An 18,734-nucleotide genomic window follows, 5' to 3' on the forward strand; every position below is an offset into this window, starting at 1 on the left:
AACCGATTGGAGAACATCATGAGAAAAACCGCTCGACATCTGTCAAACTGGCACCCTCACCTGCGCGCCGCCGCGCTGTTACTGTTGGTTTTGCTGCCCGCCGCATTCGGCGAAGAGAAGCCGAACATTCCGGCTAAAAAGGCGCTCGCACGGCTGAAGGCCGGCAACGAGAACTTCGTCAAAGGCTGGAACACGCGCGTGAATTACCGCAAAGAGCGCCCCGCGCTGGTCAAAGGTCAGCAGCCTTACGCCATCCTGCTGACCTGCTCGGATTCGCGCGTGCCGCCGGAACTGATCTTTGACGAGTCACTCGGCAAGCTCTTCATCATCCGCGTCGCCGGCAACGTCACCGACCCGGTGGCGCTCGGCAGCATCGAATACGCCGTCGACCATTTCGGCGTCAAGCTGCTCGTCGTGCTCGGCCACGCATCGTGCGGCGCGGTCGAGGCGACATTCAATGGCGACGAAGAACAGCACCACGTCGGAGCCATCGCACGTAAGATTCAACCGGCCGTTGACCGCGCCAAGGCCAGGGGACTTCCCCCCGAGGCAGCGATGCGGCTGGCGATCCAAGAGAACGTGCGCGAGCAGATAAAGAACGTGCGCAGCGAAAGCGATTTTTTGCGCGGGCGCATCGAAAAGCAATTGCTCACCGTCGCGGGCGGCGTCTACCAGCTCAAGAGCGGCGAGATCGAGTGGCTGGCGGGCGAAAAATAATTGCGACCGGCAGGCGGCGCGGCGCGTCTTAGCAGGTGTAATCTATTCTCTTGAAGAAAGGCGGACGACCAGGATGAAACGAACTCTCAGCTTGAGCCTTGCGACGATAGCCGTGCTGCTGTTTGCGGCAGCTACGTCATTCGACACGGCGAGCGCTTATGGGCCGGCGCCGGTGACCTTCAGCAAAGACATCGCGCCGATCTTCTTCAGCAAGTGCGCCGCCTGTCACCGGCCCGGCGAGATCGCGCCGATGTCGCTGCTCTCTTACAAAGAGGCGCGGCCCTGGGCGCGCTCGATCAAAGAGAAGGTCGTCAACCGCGTGATGCCGCCGTGGCACGCCGACCCGCACGTTGGCGATTTCCGCAATGACCGCCGCCTGTCGGACAAAGAGATCGCTACCATCAGCGCATGGGTGGACAATGGCGCGCCCGAAGGCAACCCGCGTGACCTGCCGCCGACGCCGCGCTTCACCAACGGCTGGCAGATCGGCCAGCCTGACGTCGTGCTGTCGATGCCCACAGAGTACAGCGTCCCCGCCGAAGGCACGGTGAGCTATCAATATTTCTCTGTGCCGACCGGCTTCACGGAAGACAAGTGGATACAGGCCGCCGAGGTGCGGCCCGGCAACCGTGGGGTCGTGCATCACGTCATCGTCTTTGTCGTCGGCCCCGAAGCGGCGCGGCAGCGCATGGGCGCATTCAGAGGCGAGGGCGGATTTGAAGGGCTGGTCGGCACCGCGCCCGGCGAAGAACCGATGGTTCTGCCCGACGGCATCGGCAAGCTGATCAAGGCCGGTTCGGTGCTGATGCTGCAAATGCACTACACGCCGAACGGCAAAGCGACGACCGACCGCACGAGCATCGGCCTGCGCTTCAGCCGCAAGCCTGTACAGCAGGCCCTCGCCGGCGGCGCGGCGATGAACCACCGGTTCGAAATCCCCGCGGGCAGCGACAACTATGAAGTGAAATCCGTCTATGCCTTTAAAGCCGATTCACACATTCACAACCTGATGCCGCACATGCACCTGCGCGGCAAGGATTTCGAGTACCAGCTGGTTTACCCTGACGGCACGGCGAAGACCATCCTGCGAGTGCCGCGCTACGATTTCAACTGGCAGACGCGCTACGAGTTCAAAGAGCCTGTGGCCGCGCCGCGTGGCAGCCGCCTGGAATGCGTCGCGCATTTCGACAACTCGACGAAGAATAAATGGAACCCGGATGCGACAAAGGTGGTGCGCTGGGGCCAGCAGACATGGGAAGAGATGATGATCGGCTTCGTCGGCTTCACGCTCGACGAGCCGGCAGCGCAGGCGGCGAGTAAGTGAGAAACGCTATGTCATCAGGCTTACCGCAGAGGGCGCAGAGGGGCGCAGAGGAGGAACGTTCAAAGTCCATTGGCGAGGCGTCTGATGCCGTCTCTCAGATGTAGGACGTTGAAGTTAATCAGCAGTCCGAGCTGCTTGCCACTGAGCTTGAGGTAAGCTAACAACTGGGCTTGATGAAGTGGCGCAAGCGCTTCAACCGCTTTTACCTCCACAACCACTGCATTCTCGACCAACAGATCGAGACGGTAGCCGACATCCATTTTAAGGTCATCGTATATGACTGGCAGACCTACCTGAGACGCGACCTGTAGCCCGCGCTTGCGCAGCTCGTACATCAAGCAAACCTCGTAAGTTTTTTCGAGCAGGCCGGGGCCAAGCGCAGTATGAACTTTCATTGCCGCATCAACCACCGTGCCACTGATTTGATTGATGTTCACCCTCTGCGCCCCTCTGCGTCCTCTGCGGTTAATTAACGTCAAAGGCGCTGCTGATTCTCAGGAAATCCCGCCGCCGCTTTGATGCGGCCAATCTGCGCGACATGGCGGCCCTCGTGGCCGCCGGCAATCAACAGCCACTGATACATATCCAGCTCGCCAAGCAGCGGGTGGGGATACTTGAGCTGTGTCAGGTCGTAGCTGCCAAGCTGCGCGACGGCTTCGAGCATGCGGGCGCGCGTCGTCTTCAGGCGCTCGATGGATTCGGCGGCGGCCAGGTGATCGTGCGGCGTGACGAAATCGGGCGCATGCGCCCGCGTGTTGCGTGTGGGCGCGAGCACTTCGTCAAGACAGTTCAGCACCGACGCGTCGGGCGTCGGGTCTGCGGGCAGGCCGCGCTCGCCTGCGTGCTTGAGGGCGCGCGCCGCGAGCTTGGCGTTGGCTTCGTCGGTGAGCGCCAGGTGGTGCAAGATATCGTTGATCGCCCATGCGCCGTTATCGGGCTTAAAAGCGAGCTGCGCTTCGCTCAACTCGGACACGGCATCAAGCAAGGCTTGCCGGTGCTGCGTGATGGCGCCGACCAGTTCTTGAACTTTCCTCGACAGCGGCATAGCTCCTCCGGTTTATCTTCGTGTTGATGGCTTCAGTCGGACGGCTGACAACCTGAACGGCGCAACAAGCATAAACGTTCGTTGCCACCAGTTCAACCAGGGCGCTACATGAAAAACGGCGCGGCGCTTCTCTGCGTGCGAATGCAGAGAAGCGCCGCGCCGTTTGCTGCTTCTAAACGCCGAGCGGTTAGCCGCCGAAGGTCACAGACAGGTCGCGCCCGAAGTTGAACTGCGGGCGGCGGCGCGACTTGAGCGCCTTAGTGCCGGTCTGCGACAGCGCCGTCACCAGTATGGGCATCGCAATCGTCGGATCGCACAAGACCGACACGGTCTTGGCATCTTTGGCGATGCGGCCCCAGGTCTGCGCTTCTTCAAAGCTGCGCGTCGAAGTGGCGCTCGACTCCGGCAGATCAAGGCCGATCTGGATGCCGTACTTGTGACCACGCAAGCCCTGCTTCATCATCCCCGCCGTCACTTCGACCTGATGCACGAAGCTCTTGGGCGGGCCGCCGCCGAACAGCACCACAGAGGTATTGACCGAGCGCGCCACCACCTGCGCCGCTTCGACGACGTCCTGAACGATGTCGAACTGGAAGGGGTTCTTGCGGTTGATGCGCGAAGTCGCCACCCCGACGGCAATGGCCGAATCGGCAATGCCGGGACAGAAGACCGGCACTTTGGCCTTGTAAGCCGACGTCAGGATGCCGTCTTCGGTGGCGATCTCCGACAGCTCGCGCCCCAGCAGGTGCAGGAACTCGCGCGTCGAGTAGGGGCGCGAATGGTCCACGGTGTTGGCGAAATTGCCAACCCACTCGTCGGCCTCGCGGTACTCGTGCTCGCTGGCCAGTGTGTCGTAGAAGCGCCCCACCTGCGCGTCCTGCAACTCTTCGTCGTCCCACTCGTCGGCGCCCTGGTAGTGGTAACGCCCAAGCGTTTCGTGCAGGTCGTGGAAGAGGTTGGCTCCGGTCGAAACGACCACATCAACGTAGTGATTCTTAATCAAGTACGAGATCAGCCGTCGCATGCCCGCGGCGACCAGCGCCCCCGACAGCCCGAGGAAGACCGTCGAGTTGTCCGTCAGCATGTCGAGCCACAGGTTGTGCGATTCCGCCAGTGAGCGCGCCTGAAAGCCCGCGCCTTCCATCTTCATCAGAATGCCCGCCACCGAGCGGTCACGGTCAATCTGGATCGGGCGCGTTGGGTTGGTCAGGTACTTCGCGCTTTTTTGCTTTCTCATCATAACAGTCATCGGCCTCTTTCGAGAGCGGCACGCGGTGGCGTTCGCTAGCGGCAGCACAGCCCGCCCGTTACGCCTCGCCCGCCGCTTCTTGCTCCTTACTCAAGATAGGTATAGCGATTGATGTCACTTTCGTATTCTCTGACGAGGACGTCGGCTTCCTCCTGGCTGAGGAATCCACCGGCGACGCGCGCCCGCGTCATGCGCTGAAAGTTGTCCCACGCCTGGCCTCGGTCATAGCGCGCATAGGTCATCATGTCGCCGACGCGCGCGCCCTGAACCAGTCGCGTGATGTGATAACGGCCATCCGTATCGATAATCACGTGCGCTTCATTGGTCTGGCCGAACAGGTTGTGAAAACTGCCCATCACTTCCTGATAAGCGCCGACCAGAAAGATGGCGATGTAATACGGCTCGCCGGTGAACGGGTGCAGTTCCAGCACCTCTTTGACGTCCTTGAGGTCAACGAACTTATCGATGTGGCCGTCGCTGTCACAGGTGATGTCAACGAAGGTCGCGTAATCCGTCGGCGGCTCGTTGAGCCGGTGGATCGGCATGATGGGGAACAGCTGATCGATGGCCCAGTGATCGGGGGCCGAGCGGAAGACCGAAAAGTTGCACAGGTACTTCGAGGCGAGAATCTTCTTCAGGTCCTCGAACTCTTCTTCCTGCACCTTGACGTTCTGCGCGAACTTCGACGCCCGCGCGCAGACTTCCCAGAACAGCACCTCGCCCTTGGCGCGGTCTTCCAGACTGATCAGCCCGAGATTGAACTGCGTGTGCAGCTCGTCCTTGTGGTCGAGCGCGTCGTGATAATACTCGCGGTAGTTCTTGGCGTTGATGTCGTCGTAGAGCGCCTTCAGCTCGATGATCACCTGCGGGTCGTCGTCGGTGACGTTGACTTCGGGCTGGTCGTCGGCAAAGGTTTCGATCTCGTCGCGGATCGACGTGACGAAGACGGCGTGATAGGCCGACATCATGCGCCCGCTCTCGGTCACCAGGTTCGGCTCCGGGACGTTCTCGTCTTCGCAGACCGACTTGATCGTGTAGATGACGTCGTTAGCGAACTCCTGCGTCGTGTAGTTGACAGAGGACTCGAAGGTCGTCTTCGAGCCGTCATAATCGACGCCCAGGCCGCCGCCGATGTCCAGGAATTCGACATCGATCTTCATCTGGCGAATCTTTGAGTAGACGCGCGCCGCCTCTTTCATCGCCGCCTTGACGCGCTTGATGTCGGTGATCTGCGAGCCGATGTGAAAGTGCAGCAGCTTGAGCGTGTCTTCCATGCCCTGCTCGCGCAGCAGGCGGATGCATTCGAGCATTTCCGACGGCGTCAATCCGAACTTGGCGGATTCGCCGCCCGACGACGCCCACTTGCCGGCGCCCTTGGCATAGAGCTTGGCGCGAAGGCCGACCATCGGGCGCACGCCGGTCTCGCCGGCCAGCCGCACGATCATTTTTAGCTCGTTGAGCTTTTCGACGACGATGACGACGCGCTTGCCGATCTTGACGCCCATCAGCGCCAGGCTGATGAAGGCTTCGTCTTTGAAGCCGTTGCAGATGAGCAAGGATTCCGGCGTCTGGTCGAGCGAGAGGGCGGCGTAAAGCTCGGCCTTCGAGCCGCACTCGACGCCGAAGTTGTACTTGCTGCCTTCGCGCAGGAACTCTTCGACGACCTCGCGGCGCGGGTTGACCTTCATCGGGAAGACGCCGAAGTGGGTGCCGTTATAGCTGAACTCGCGCGCCGCTTCGTGAAACGAGCGCTGCAATTTTTTCAGCTGGTTCGTAAGAATTTGCGGGAAGCGCAGCAGGATGGGGAGCTGCAAGCGGCGTTGGTCGACAAGGTGATCGATCAGTTCTTTGACATCGACGGAGCGCGGATCGCCTTCGGCAGGGCGTACTGCCAGATGGCCTTTCCGGTTTACCTCAAAGTATCCTGCCCCCCAATTCTCCACACCATAGGTCTGCACGACCTCGTCTAGTGTGACATTTTTCATCTATGACCTTCCCTGCCGAGCTGTTGCATGCTGTGAATACAGGCAAGCCTACAAGTGTTTGAATTTAACAGCAATGGCCTCGCAGTGTCAAAAACTTTTTTTTCTGAGGCAGAGGGATTCCGTCACCGCAGGGGCGGGCAAGTCTCTGAAATGCCGCAACTTATTTTGGACGCCGGAGGGTCGCCGGGTTGTTCGTCCGCCGGGCCAGCTCCTGAAAGCGCGGCTCGCCGCGCAAGGCGTCAAGCTGCGGGTCAACCACCAGCCAGGTGATCCAGGCGTCGCCGATGCGCACCGCTTCTTCGATCTGCGCCAGCGCCGCGCCGGTTTCGCCCAGATAGGCGTAGATCACCGCCAGGAAGTAGGGCGAAACGTAATAGCTTTGCGCCATCTCCAACAGCTCGGCCAGGCGGGCGCGCGCTTCGTCAACGCGGCCCGCCCCGGCGTAGGCCATGCCGAGCCCGGCGACATAGAGCTGCCCGTTGCCGGCAAGCTCGACGGCGCGCTCGGCCTGCGCGATGGCTTCCGCATGCTGGCCTGCACAGCGCAGCACCCAGCTAAAGACGGCTCGCTGATAAGCGAAGTGCGGCTCGGTTTGAATCAGCCGGCGGTGCGTTTCGATGGCCGCGTCGAAGTGACGCGAGTGGTATTGATGCCAGGCAAGCGCCATCGAGGTCAGCGGCGTCACCGGGTCGAGTTCGATGGCGCGGGTGACTTCGACGAGCGACTCTTCAAAGCGCCCGGTTTGCAGCAGCATGAAATTGTAATAGGTGTGCGCGTTGGCGTTGTTCGGGTTCAGTTCCAGGGCGCGGAGGTAGTGGGCCTCTGCCCCCTGCCAGTCGAAGTCGCGGCAGACCATCGCGAAGGCCAGCGCCGCGTACGCCTCGGCCAGCATCGGGTCCAGCTCGATGGCGCGCTCGGCGGCTTCGTAAGCGGCGGCGGCGCATTCGGCAAATGGCAACACGCCGAAGATGCCGACAAAGATGTAATAGTCGGCAATGCCTGTGTAGGCCAGCGCGTAATTCGGGTCGAGCGCAATGGCGCGGTGATACTCGCGCATGGCTTTGGCAAAGCCCTCTTCGCTCAGGCTGTGCCAGTAGTAGCGCCCGCGCAGATAAGCCTCGAACGCCTGCGCGTCTTCGGTCCCGCGCCGCGCCAATTGCTCTTGCTCTTCGCCGGTCAGTTGCGGGATCAATGCGCCGGCGACCTGCTCGGAGATCGAATCTTCGAGCCTGAGCACGTCCATCAGCTTTTCGTCGAAGCGCCCGGCCCAGCGGATCGCGCCTTCGCGCACCTGTAAGAGCTGCACGGTGACGCGCAAGGTATCGCCGGCGCGGCGAATGTTGCCGTCTATGATGTAATTCACATTCAGCTCGATGCCGGCGGCGAGCGGATCGCCGGTGTCGCCGCCACTATAAGCCAGCACGCTGCTGGTCGGGCGGACGACGAAGCGGCGCACGTTGCCAAGCCGCGTCACCAGCGCGTCGGCAAGACCGATGCCGAGATACTCGTCGCCCGTGTCCTCGCCGGTGCGCGGCCCGATCAGCTTGAACGGCAGCACGGCAATCGATAGCTCATCGGGCCGGGTCTTTGCGGTAATGCGCGTCAGCGTCGCCGCAGCCCGCACATAAGGCGGCGCGGCGACCGGGCGTCCTTCGAGGTAACGTGTGATGTCGTCGCGCAGCTCGCCCGCCGTCTGGTAACGCTCGCCGGGCGCTTTCCTGAGCGTCTTCATGACGATGCGCTCAAGGTCGCCCGATAGCTCGCGGCGCAAGGCATCGAGACTGGCGTTGCGCGCCCGATAGAGGCCGTCGAGTCCGGCGCTGTCGTCCGCGTAGCTCGACACCAGGTTGGCTTCGCGCGTCAGGCTGGCGCTCATTCCGAACGGCTCCTGCTCGCAGATGACGCGCGCCACTTCGTGCAGGGCGCGGTGCTTCAACTGATAAGGGCGGTGTCCTGACAACAGCTCGTAGAGCAGCACGCCGAGGCTGTAGATATCGCTCGCCGGCGTCACCACATCGCCGCGCACCTGTTCAGGGCTGGCGTATTCGGGGGTCATCAATCGCATCGCCGTCATAGTCATGTCCACGGTCTCGGCGGCCAGCTCAGGGTCTAAGAGCTTGGCGATGCCAAAATCCAGAAGCTTGGGCACGCCCTCATCGGTGACGAGAATGTTCGACGGTTTGATGTCGCGGTGGATGACCTGTTTGTGATGCGCGTAACGGATGGCGTCACAGACCGAGAGGAAAAGCTTGAGCCGCTCGTTGATCGTCGAGCCCTGCGCGTCGCAGTAAGCGTAAAGCGGCCGGCCTTCGATGAACTCCATGACGAAGTAAGGCAAGCCGTCCTGTGTGGTGCCGCCATCCAGAAGCCGGGCGATGTTCGGGTGATCGAGCGCCGCCAGTATCTGGCGCTCGTTGCGGAAGCGGCGCAACACGAAGTCTGTATCCATGCCGCGCTTGACCAGCTTGACGGCGACGCGACGGCGAAAGACATTGTCGGCGCGCACCGCTTCGTAGACCGTGCCCATGCCGCCGCGCCCGACCTCGCGCTCAATACGATAAGCGCCGACCATCTGGCCGAGCATCGGGTCATGTTCGGCGTCGAGGATTGCCGCCAGCGCATGGACGCCGCCGGGCACGCTCAGGGTCTGAGTCAGCAGGTCGCCGCTGCGCTCGTACTGCGTCAGCAGCGCGGCGACTTCATTTTTCAACGCCTCGTCATCGGCGCAGACACTCGTGACGTAACGCTCGCGCTCTTCGGGCGCAAGGTCGAGCGCCGTTTGAAAAACATTCTCGACTTGTCTCCAGCGTTCCGGCGTCATTATTTCATCTGGCCGTAGAGCCACGCCTTAGCCATGCGCCAGTGGCGCTTGATGGTGATGGGCGTCACGCCCATCACTTCGGCGGTCTCTTCGACCGTTAGGCCGCCGAAAAAGCGCAGCTCGACAATGCGCGCTTTCTGCTCGTCTATCGCGGCCAGCGCTTGAAGCGCGCGGTCGAGGGCGACGATCTGTTCGCTGCGCTCGACGGCGCTATCTATGTTCTCATCAAGCGTCAGCTTCTGAAAATCGGCGCCGCGCTTTTCGGCGTTATGCTTGCGCGCATAATCCACCAGCAGCCGCCGCATAAGCTGGGCGGCGACGCCGAAAAAATGCGCGCGGTTTTGCCAGTTGACGCGCGTCTGGTCTACGAGCCGCAAATAGGCTTCATGCACCAGGGCGGTCGCTTGCAGGGTGTGGTCGGGGCGCTCGCGGCGCAGGTAATTCACGGCCAGCCGCCGCAACTCGTCATAGATGAGCGGCAGCAGCATATCCACCTTGACGCGGTTGCCTTGCGATAGCTCGATCAACAGTTGCGTGATGTCTTCGGTTCCTTGCTGACTCATCCTGAACGCCCTGATTGTTCGTCAAATCTTTGAAATCCTAGCCCAACGGCGCGCGGCGGCGCAACCGGCGACAAAAAGCAAGCATCGCGTTTCTTCCGCGCCCGCGGGTCTGTGTGTCTTCGGGTTTATTTCGCCTCATTCGGCCTGCAAATCCGTGGAGTTCTGCCGCCGCCGCCGCGCGGAACTTGAGACTCCCCTCTATTGCTCGCTATTATTGAAGTTTGCGGACTACTGCCGACAGGCTAGCGAATGTGTCGTGCCGGTCAACAGCTCTCACCTGCGCCTTCGAGTGGCGCGCGACCGCCGCACCACCACGCCCGCATTCGCCGTTGATGCGAATATGAGTCATACAAGTTATCCCGACAGCCAACCGATTGAGAAAGGATCGACGCCATGGCGAGCAAAGCGAAAGCAGTTCAACAACACCAACTGAGCGACGTAGAAGTGCGCGAATGGCTTGAGTCCCTGGATTACATCATCCAACAGGGCGGCGCCGAACAGGTCACCCAGCTCCTTGAAAAGCTGCAAATCCACGCGCAGCAGGCGGGCATCAGCCTGCCCTTTACGGCCAACACGCCCTATATCAATTCCATTCCCGCTAGCGCGCAGCCGGTCTTCCCCGGCAGCCGCGAGATCGAGCGCCGCATCAAGAGCCTGGTGCGCTGGAATGCGCTGTCGATGGTCGTGCGCGCCAACCGCGAAGAGAGCGGCATCGGCGGCCACATCTCGACCTATGCGTCGGCGGCGACGCTCTACGAGGTCGGCTTCAATCACTTCTTCCGCGCCCGCGACAGCGAAGGCAACGGCGACATCATCTTTTTCCAGGGCCACGCCGCGCCCGGCATCTATGCCCGCGCCTTTCTCGAAGGCCGACTGACGGCCGAGCACCTGCAAAACTTCCGCCGCGAGCAGCGCTCTGAACAGAGCCTCTCGTCATACCCGCACCCCTGGCTGATGCCCGACTTCTGGGAGTTCCCGACCGTTTCGATGGGGCTCGGCCCGATTATGGCGATCTATCAAGCGCGCTTCTGCCGTTACCTCGAAGACCGCGGCCTGAAGAAGCAGTGCAACGGCAAGGTCTGGGCCTTCCTCGGCGACGGCGAAACCGACGAGCCGGAAACCCTCGGCGCAATCACGCTCGCCTCGCGTGAGCGGCTCGACAACCTGATCTTCGTCATCAACTGCAATCTGCAACGGCTGGATGGGCCGGTGCGCGGCAACGGCAATATCATTCAAGAACTGGAAGCGGCGTTTCGCGGCGCCGGCTGGAATGTCATCAAGGTGATCTGGGGCAGCGATTGGGACCCGCTGCTTGCCAACGACCACGAAGGCTTGCTGGTCAAGCGCATGGGCGAGATCGTTGACGGCCAGTGGCAGAAGTACAGCGCCGAATCGGGCGCCTACTTCCGCGAGCATTTCTTCGGCACGGACCCGCGCTTGCTCGACATGGTCAAGCACCTGTCGGACGAGCAACTGGCGCGCCTCAGGCTCGGCGGCCACGACCCGCAGAAGGTCTATGCCGCCTACCACGCCGCGACGAATCACAAAGGCTCGCCGACGGTCATCCTGGCGCGCACCATCAAAGGCTATGGCCTCGGCGAAGCCGGCGAAGGCAAGAACATCACGCATCAGCAGAAGAAGCTCAACGAAGACGAGCTGCGGCTGTTCCGCTCGCGCTTCGGCATTCCGATCTCTGACGAAGAGATTTCCGAAGCGCCGTTCTATCGCCCGACCGACGACAGCCAGGAGGTGCAATACATCCACCGCCAGCGTGAGCGGCTCGGCGGCTACGTGCCGCGGCGCACCGTCGCCGTCGAATCGCTCAAAGCGCCGGGCAATGATGTCTTCGACGAATTTCAGACCGGCACCGAAGGGCGCGAGGCTTCGACGACGATGGTCTTCGTGCGCATCCTGGCGAAGCTCCTGCGCGACGCAGAGCTCGGCAAGCTGATCGTGCCCATCGTCCCCGACGAAGCGCGCACCTTCGGCATGGAGCCGCTCTTCCGGCAGATCGGCATCTATTCGCACGTCGGCCAGCTCTACGAGCCGGTGGACGCCGCCACCCTGCTTTACTACAAGGAAGCGAAGAACGGCCAGATCCTCGAAGAAGGCATCACCGAAGCCGGCTCGATGTCGTCGTTCATCGCCGCGGGGTCGGCCTACGCGACGCACGGCATCAACACGATTCCGTTTTTCATTTACTACTCGATGTTCGGCATGCAGCGCATCGGCGATCTGGTGTGGGCCGCCGGCGACACGCGGACGCGCGGCTTTTTGCTCGGCGGCACCGCCGGGCGCACGACGCTTTCGGGCGAAGGCTTGCAACACCAGGATGGCCACAGCCACTTGCTCGCTTACCCTGTCCCGAATCTCGTCGCCTATGACCCGGCGTATGCCTTCGAGCTGGCGACGATCATTCAAGACGGCATACGGCGGATGTACGAGAAGCAGGAAGACATTTTCTATTACATCACGCTGATGAACGAAAACTACGAACACCCGCCGATGCCCGATGGCGATAGCGTGCGCCAAGGCATACTGCGCGGCATGTACCTGTTCAAACCGACAGAGAACACCGAAGCCAAGCTGCGCGCCCAACTCTTCGGCAGCGGCGCAATCTTGAACGAAGTGCTAAAAGCGCAGCAGATTCTCGCCGAGCGTTATAACGTCGCGGCGGATGTCTGGAGCGTGACCAGTTACAAAGAGCTTTACCGCGACGGCCACGACGCCGAGCGCTGGAACATGCTGCACCCCGGCGAGCCTCCGCGTGTGCCGTTCGTCACCGAAACGGTCGGCGCGGCACCGGGGGTTTTCGTGGCGGCGTCGGATTACGTCAAGGCGATGCCCGATTCGATCTCGCAATGGCTGCCGCGCCCGCTCGTCTCGCTCGGCACCGATGGTTTCGGGCGCAGCGACGGGCGCGCGGCGCTGCGTGACTTCTTCGAGGTGGACGCGCGCTATATCACGCTCGCCACGCTGGTCGCTTTGCTGCGCGACAAGAAGATCAAGGCCGATGTGGTGCAGCGCGCCATCAAAGAACTGGAGATCAACCCCGACAAGGCGCACCCGGTGCTTGCCTGATGCAGTTGATTCCTGTGTAGCGCAATCTGATAGATTGCGCTGTGACTCGCGCAATCTATCAGATTGCGCTACAGCTAAAGGAACGATATGGCAACTGAGTTGAAACTGCCGCAGCTCGGCGAGAATGTTGATTCGGGCGTGCTGGCGCGCTTGCTGGTCGAGGTCGGCGCGACGGTCAAGAAAGATCAGCCGGTGCTTGAGCTTGAAACCGACAAGGCGACCGTCGAAGTGCCGGCGTTCAGCGACGGCGTCGTCAAAGAGATTCTTGTCAAAGAAGGCGAGCGCGTCAAAGTCGGGCAGACGATCCTGACGCTCGACGCTGCGGAAGGCAATGGCGCCGCCGCGCCGCAAGCCGAAGCCAAGCCGCAAGCCGAATCTCAGGCCGCCGAGCCGCAAGCCGAAGAAGCGGCTCCGCAAGAATCCTCACAGCCGGAACCAGAGCAGGCGACGGAAGGGCTAGAACACGAGCGCCGGCTCGGCGAGCGCGCCTTGGCGCAATACGCCGGCAGCTTCCCTGATGGCGGCAAGGGAGCGCCCACCTCGACGCCACCGCCGCCGGTCGCGCCAATGCCGACGCCTGAGACCAAACGCGCGCCGGTGCCGGCTTCGCCGTCGGTGCGGCGGCTGGCGCGCGAGCTTGGCGTTGACATCTACGCGGTGCCGGGCACGGGACCGAGCGGGCGCATCTCTGACGAAGACGTCAAGGCGCATGCCAAGTCGCTGATTAGCGGCGGGCAGACCGGAGCGGCAGCTTCAGCCGGCCTGCCGGGACTTGCGCCGCTGCCGGACTTTTCGAAGTGGGGCGAGGTCGAGCGCACTTCGATGAGCGGCATCCGTCGCAAGACCGCCGAGAATATGCGCAACGCCTGGCTCACCGTGCCGCACGTCACGCAGCACGACCAGGCCGACATCACAGAGCTTGAGCAACTGCGCAAGCGCTTCGGCAAGCAGGTCGAAGCGGCGGGCGGCAAGCTAACCGTGACTGCCATCACATTGAAAGTCATCGCCGCGGCGCTGAAAGCCTTCCCGCAATTCAACGCCAGCATCGATCAGGCGCGCGACGAGATTGTCTTTAAGAAGTATGTCAACGTCGGCGTCGCCGTGGATACAGATCGCGGCCTGCTGGTGCCAGTCATCCGCGACGTGGATAAGAAGAACATCCGCCAGCTTGCCGCCGAGATGAATCAACTCGCCGAGAAGGCGCGCAATAAGAAACTGACGCTCGACGAGATGCAGGGCGGCAGCTTCACGATCACCAATCTCGGCGGCATCGGCGGCACCAGTTTCACGCCCATCGTCAACGCCCCGGAAGTCGCTATACTCGGAATGTCGCGGGCGACCTACCAGCCGGTCTATAACGGCAGCGAATTCGAGCCGCGCTTGATGCTGCCGCTGTCGCTGTCCTACGACCACCGGCTGATTGACGGAGCGGACGCGGCGCGCTTTCTGCGCTGGGTCGCGCAGGCGCTCGAACAGCCGTTCCTGCTGGCGCTTGAGGGATAGGAAGCAGGAGGCAGGAGCCAGGAGGCAGTAAGCAGTTCGGGACCGCTTTATAGCTTGCGACAAGCTGTGGAACCTTCACGATTCGGGAACTGCCTCCTGCTTCCTGCCTACTGCCTACTGGAGAAACGGATGAGTGACAACGTGAACACGACGCAAGTGGTCGTCATCGGCGGCGGGCCGGGTGGGTATGCCGCCGCGTTTATGGCCGCCGACCTCGGATTGCAGACGACGCTGGTCGATATGGAATTGAACCCCGGCGGCGTCTGCCTCTATCGCGGCTGCATCCCCTCGAAAGCCCTGCTGCACGTCGCCAAGGTGATCAACGAGTCGCGCGAGGCGGCGCACTGGGGCATCGAGTTTGCCGCGCCGCAGATTGATGTCGGCAAGCTGCGCCAGTGGAAGACGAGCGTCGTCGAGAAGCTGACCGGCGGCCTCGGCCAGTTGAGCAAACAACGTAAGGTGAAATACATTCAGGGCCGCGCGACGTTCGTTGATTCCAACACAATCAATATCGAAAAGATCAAAGGCGGCGCCGAACAACTGCGCTACGAGCACGCGATACTCGCAACCGGCTCGCGGCCCGCAACCGTCCCCGGATTATCGCTCGACAGCCCGCGAGTGATGGATTCGACCAGCGCGCTCGATCTTGAAGACGTGCCGAAGAGCTTGCTGGTCATCGGCGGCGGCTACATCGGCCTTGAGCTGGGCACGGTCTACGCGGCGCTCGGCACCGCCGTGTCGGTCGTCGAAATGACCGCAGGGTTACTCCCCGGCGCTGACCGCGATCTCGTCAACATTCTGGCCAAGCGCGTCAACGCGATGTGCAAGGCGGTGATGCTCAACACCAAGGTGACAAGCATCAATGAAGCCGACGACGGCATTCACGTCAAACTGGAAGGCGAGGGCATCGAGCAGACCGAGCAGGTCTTCGACAAGGTGCTGATCTCCGTAGGCCGCAAGCCGAACTCCGGCGGGCTCGGGCTTGAAAACACCAGGGTCGAAGTGGACGGGCGCGGCTTCGTCAAAGTCGACGCGCAGCGGCGCACCGATGACCCGGCAATCTTTGCCATCGGCGACATCACGGGCGACCCGATGCTGGCGCACAAAGCCTCGCACGAAGGCCGCGTCGCCGCCGAAGTCATCGCCGGACACAAAACCGCCTTCGAGCCGGCGGCTATCCCGGCGGTCGTCTTCACCGACCCGGAGATCGCCTGGGCCGGGCTCACCGAAACCGAAGCCAAAGCGCAGGGCCGCAACGTCAAAGTCGCGCGCTTCCCGTGGGCGGCTTCGGGCCGCGCCTTGACGCTCGACCGCACGGATGGCGTCACCAAGCTGATCATCGATCCCGAAACCGAGCGCCTGCTGGGCGTCGGCATCTGCGGGCCGGGCGCTGGCGAGTTAATTTCAGAAGGGGTGCTGGCCATCGAGATGGCGGCGCGCGCCGCGGACGTTGGCTTGACGATTCACCCACACCCGACGCTGTCCGAGACAGTGATGAACGCGGCGGATGTCTTCTTCGGCAACGCCACGGATGTCTATCGTCCGAAGCGCAGTTAAGGCTGCCAGGGCCATTCAGTTCTGCAAAAAGGGATGAGAAACAAACACAGAGACACAGAGGCACGGAGGCACGGAGTCTTCTCTTTGTTCCCTCCGTGTCTCTGTGTCTCTGTGTTTAATTCGTCTTTATGAATGTCGAGTACTGAGCGGTCCTGTATTTAATTCATCAAAGGAGACTCATCTGCAATGGCACAAGCTACTGGAAATATCCAACCATCCCCGGAAGTGTTGTTTGAAGCGCTGGCGGCGTATCAACGCACCGCCGCATTGAAAGCCGCCATCGAGCTTGATCTGTTCACCGCTATCGCCGAAGGCGCGACGACGGCTGACGCGCTGGCCGAAAAATGCAAGGCTTCGGCGCGCGGCCTGCGCATTCTTTGTGACTATCTGGTTATCGGCGGGTTCCTCACCAAAGAAGAGAATCAATACGCCCTGACGCTCGACTCGTCGGTTTTTCTTGATCGTCGCTCGCCGGCTTACATGGGCTCGGCGGTGAACTTTCTCGCCGCGCCGCCACTGGTCGAAGCCTTCAGCCATGTGACCGAGTCCGTGCGCAAAGGCGGCACCGTAATCAGCGCCGAAGGCTCGATGGAGCCGGAGCATCCGATGTGGGTAGACTTCGCGCGGGCGATGGCACCGCTGATGGCCATGCCCGCCGAAGGGATCGCGCAGTTGCTCGACGCCGATGCCGGCGAGCCGTGGAAAGTGCTCGACGTTGCCGCGGGCCACGGCGTCTTCGGCATCGCGCTGGCCCGGCATAATCCGAACGCCGAAATCTATGCCCTCGATTGGGCGAGCGTCCTGGCCGTCGCGGAAGAGAATGCCGCCGCCGCCGGCGTCAGTGATCGGCACCACAAAATTCCCGGCAGCGCCTTTGAAGTCGAATTCGGCGAAGGCTACGACATCGTTTTACTGACCAACTTCCTGCATCACTTCGACCCGGCGACGAATGAGCAGTTGCTGCGCAAGGTTCAGGCGGCGCTGAAACCCGGCGGGCGGGCGGTCACGCTGGAATTTGTGCCGAACCCCGACCGCGTCACGCCGCCGACCTCGGCGGCCTTCAGTATGGTCATGCTGGCGACGACGGCACACGGCGACGCTTACACCTTCGCCGAATTGGACGAGATGTTCCGCAACGCCGGCTTCGCGTCGAGCGAGATGCACGCTTTGCCGGCGAGCTTCCAGCAGGTGATCGTTTCGGTGAAGTAATCGGCTGTAGCCTGGGAGCGCGGGCGTCTCGCCCGCAACTTTTTGCATGCGTGAGACTGGCAGGCAAGATGCCTGCGCTCCCAGGATCAAAGGCCGAACTTTGATTGCTCATCAGCCGCGCCAGCGTTTATATTCTTCTGGTCAATCACATCCCTGGCTTATGGAGACCACCGCTATGTCGTTTACCAGAATGGATGAAGGAAAGATCGAAGACTGGAAGGGGATCGCGCAGGCCGTCAACCAGCGACAGGCAACCATGCCGCAAATCATCAAGGCGATGCTCGCGCAACTGGAGGCGCAGGTAGACGGCTTCGCCGTCAATCAGCTCGTCCACGGCTTGCAGACGGCGACGCGCGCCGAGCGCGATGGCGCCAGCGAAGAGATGATCGTCGCGGCGCTCTGCCACGACATCGGCAAAGTCATATCGGTCGAAAACCACCCGGCCATCGGCGCAGAGATTTTGAAGCCTTACGTGACGCCCGAGACCTACCAGATCGTTCGCACGCACCAGGATTTTCAGGGCCGGCACTATTACGCGCTCATGGGCAAAGACCCCGAAGCGCGCCGTCAGTACGAAAGCGAGCCGTGGTACGCGAAGGCTTGCCAGTTCACCGACGAGTGGGACCAGACGGCCTTCGACCCGGCTTATGAGACGCTGCCGCTGGCGCATTTCGAGCCGATGATCGAGCGCGTTTTTGCCGCCCCGCGTGGCCAGCAGGCGCAGGGCGCGTAACGGCGACCTGGCTTGACGGCGGCGCGTCCGGCTAGTTTTATCGTGAGGTATTGATTGATGAATCGTTCGCTACTTAACGCCTTTCTTCTGGTCGCGCTTGCGGCCTGGTTTGCCGCCTGCAACGCGCCCGCGCCGACCGTAACGGCGGCCAACAACAACGGCGCGGCGACGCGCAACGGGCCGGCAATCCCCCAGCCGACATCAAGCGTGCCGGGCGAGCTGACTTTCAAGACGCCCGACGGCTGGACGGCCGAGAAGCCGACTTCCAGCATGCGCGTCGCGCAGTACAAACTGCCCGGCGAAGGCGGCGGTGACGCCAGTCTGGTCGTCTACTTTTTCGGTCAGGGGCAGGGCGGCTCTGTGCAAGACAACTTTGAGCGATGGGTCGGCCAGATGCAGCAGACGATGGACAAGGCCAGGACTGAAAACCTCACGGTCAATGGCATGCCTGTGACCTTGCTCGACGTCAGCGGCACCTTCAGCGGCGACATGATGACCGGCTCGCAATCGCCGCAGCCGAATTCACGCATGCGCGCGGGGGTCATCGAAACGCCGAAGGGCAACTACTTCGTCAAGCTGGTCGGGCCTGAAAAGACGGTGACGCGCTGGAACGACGCCTTCGTGGCGTTCGTCAAGTCGGCGGAGTTCAAAAAGTAATCACGCGCCGGGTGCTTTGCCATCGGCAAAAAACAAGCGGCTGCTCGCATGACATTCGCGAGCAGCCGCAAATCATTTTGAAGAACAACGGTTAAGGAGGAGCGATCCGCGGCTGCTGGTCAGCCCTATCGCTCGACTTCATAAAAGACCGAATCTCAGCCGGCTTCCAGAATGGATGTAGCGCAAGGCGGTTAGCTTGCGCCGTGACTAGCGCAAGCTAACCGCCTTGCGCTACATGGCAAACCCAATCGAAATCTGCTCCAGGCAGCGCGATCCTCATCACAGGTAAG

General features: G+C 61.9%; 14 protein-coding genes. 8 read left to right on the plus strand and 6 right to left on the minus strand.

Going from position 1 to position 18,734, the window contains the following annotated elements; genetic code table 11:
* Positions 1-18: 18 nt before the first annotated feature.
* Together VJ464_00110 and VJ464_00115 are read left to right on the plus strand one after the other, a co-directional pair.
* Complete coding sequence (locus VJ464_00110) at positions 19-717, plus strand: carbonic anhydrase (GenBank protein HKQ03503.1); 699 nt, start codon at positions 19-21, stop codon at positions 715-717.
* Between the two features lie 73 nt (positions 718-790).
* Positions 791-2,041 carry a cytochrome c gene (locus VJ464_00115; protein HKQ03504.1) on the plus strand — a complete coding sequence of 417 codons (1,251 nt, stop codon included), beginning with the start codon at positions 791-793 and terminating at the stop codon, positions 2,039-2,041.
* A 59-nt stretch (positions 2,042-2,100) separates the two neighbouring features.
* Here VJ464_00115 and VJ464_00120 read toward each other — a convergent pair whose 3' ends face one another.
* From VJ464_00120 to VJ464_00145, 6 genes are all read right to left on the minus strand, one after another.
* Positions 2,101-2,478, minus strand: coding sequence for a GxxExxY protein (locus VJ464_00120; GenBank protein ID HKQ03505.1), 378 nt, complete (start codon positions 2,476-2,478; stop codon positions 2,101-2,103).
* 38 nt (positions 2,479-2,516) lie between these two features.
* Entirely contained in the window at positions 2,517-3,086 is a 570-nt protein-coding gene (locus VJ464_00125) for a DinB family protein (protein ID HKQ03506.1), read from the minus strand.
* 187 nt (positions 3,087-3,273) lie between these two features.
* The gene (locus tag VJ464_00130; GenBank protein HKQ03507.1) at positions 3,274-4,326 is read right to left on the minus strand and encodes a deoxyhypusine synthase family protein; all 1,053 of its coding nucleotides are present in this window, start codon (positions 4,324-4,326) and stop codon (positions 3,274-3,276) included.
* Between the two features lie 95 nt (positions 4,327-4,421).
* The gene (gene speA, locus VJ464_00135; protein HKQ03508.1) at positions 4,422-6,320 is read right to left on the minus strand and encodes a biosynthetic arginine decarboxylase; all 1,899 of its coding nucleotides are present in this window, start codon (positions 6,318-6,320) and stop codon (positions 4,422-4,424) included.
* Positions 6,321-6,480: 160 nt separating this feature from the next.
* The gene (locus VJ464_00140; GenBank protein ID HKQ03509.1) at positions 6,481-9,141 is read right to left on the minus strand and encodes a protein kinase; all 2,661 of its coding nucleotides are present in this window, start codon (positions 9,139-9,141) and stop codon (positions 6,481-6,483) included.
* Complete coding sequence (locus VJ464_00145; GenBank protein ID HKQ03510.1) at positions 9,141-9,704, minus strand: sigma-70 family RNA polymerase sigma factor; 564 nt, start codon at positions 9,702-9,704, stop codon at positions 9,141-9,143. The genes VJ464_00140 and VJ464_00145 overlap by 1 nt, the downstream gene beginning before the upstream one ends.
* A gap of 393 nt (positions 9,705-10,097) precedes the next feature.
* Here VJ464_00145 and aceE point away from each other — a divergent pair, with 393 nt between their 5' ends.
* The 6 genes from aceE (at position 10,098) to VJ464_00175 (ending at position 18,444) form a co-directional block, all read left to right on the plus strand.
* On the plus strand, positions 10,098-12,785 hold the full coding sequence (gene aceE / locus VJ464_00150) for a pyruvate dehydrogenase (acetyl-transferring), homodimeric type (protein ID HKQ03511.1): 2,688 nt from the start codon (positions 10,098-10,100) through the stop codon (positions 12,783-12,785).
* Between the two features lie 87 nt (positions 12,786-12,872).
* Positions 12,873-14,288: a 2-oxo acid dehydrogenase subunit E2 gene (locus VJ464_00155; GenBank protein ID HKQ03512.1), complete on the plus strand. Its 1,416-nt coding sequence runs from the start codon at positions 12,873-12,875 to the stop codon at positions 14,286-14,288.
* A gap of 129 nt (positions 14,289-14,417) precedes the next feature.
* Entirely contained in the window at positions 14,418-15,845 is a 1,428-nt protein-coding gene (lpdA, locus tag VJ464_00160; protein HKQ03513.1) for a dihydrolipoyl dehydrogenase, read from the plus strand.
* 186 nt (positions 15,846-16,031) lie between these two features.
* The gene (locus VJ464_00165; GenBank protein HKQ03514.1) at positions 16,032-17,054 is read left to right on the plus strand and encodes a class I SAM-dependent methyltransferase; all 1,023 of its coding nucleotides are present in this window, start codon (positions 16,032-16,034) and stop codon (positions 17,052-17,054) included.
* Positions 17,055-17,229: 175 nt separating this feature from the next.
* Positions 17,230-17,787 carry an HD domain-containing protein gene (locus VJ464_00170; GenBank protein ID HKQ03515.1) on the plus strand — a complete coding sequence of 186 codons (558 nt, stop codon included), beginning with the start codon at positions 17,230-17,232 and terminating at the stop codon, positions 17,785-17,787.
* Between the two features lie 57 nt (positions 17,788-17,844).
* Positions 17,845-18,444, plus strand: coding sequence for a hypothetical protein (locus tag VJ464_00175; protein ID HKQ03516.1), 600 nt, complete (start codon positions 17,845-17,847; stop codon positions 18,442-18,444).
* The last annotated feature ends 290 nt before the right edge of the window (positions 18,445-18,734 follow it).

The sequence above is a fragment of the Blastocatellia bacterium genome (genome assembly GCA_035275065.1).
Taxonomy (GTDB): Bacteria; Acidobacteriota; Blastocatellia; order UBA7656; family UBA7656; genus DATENM01.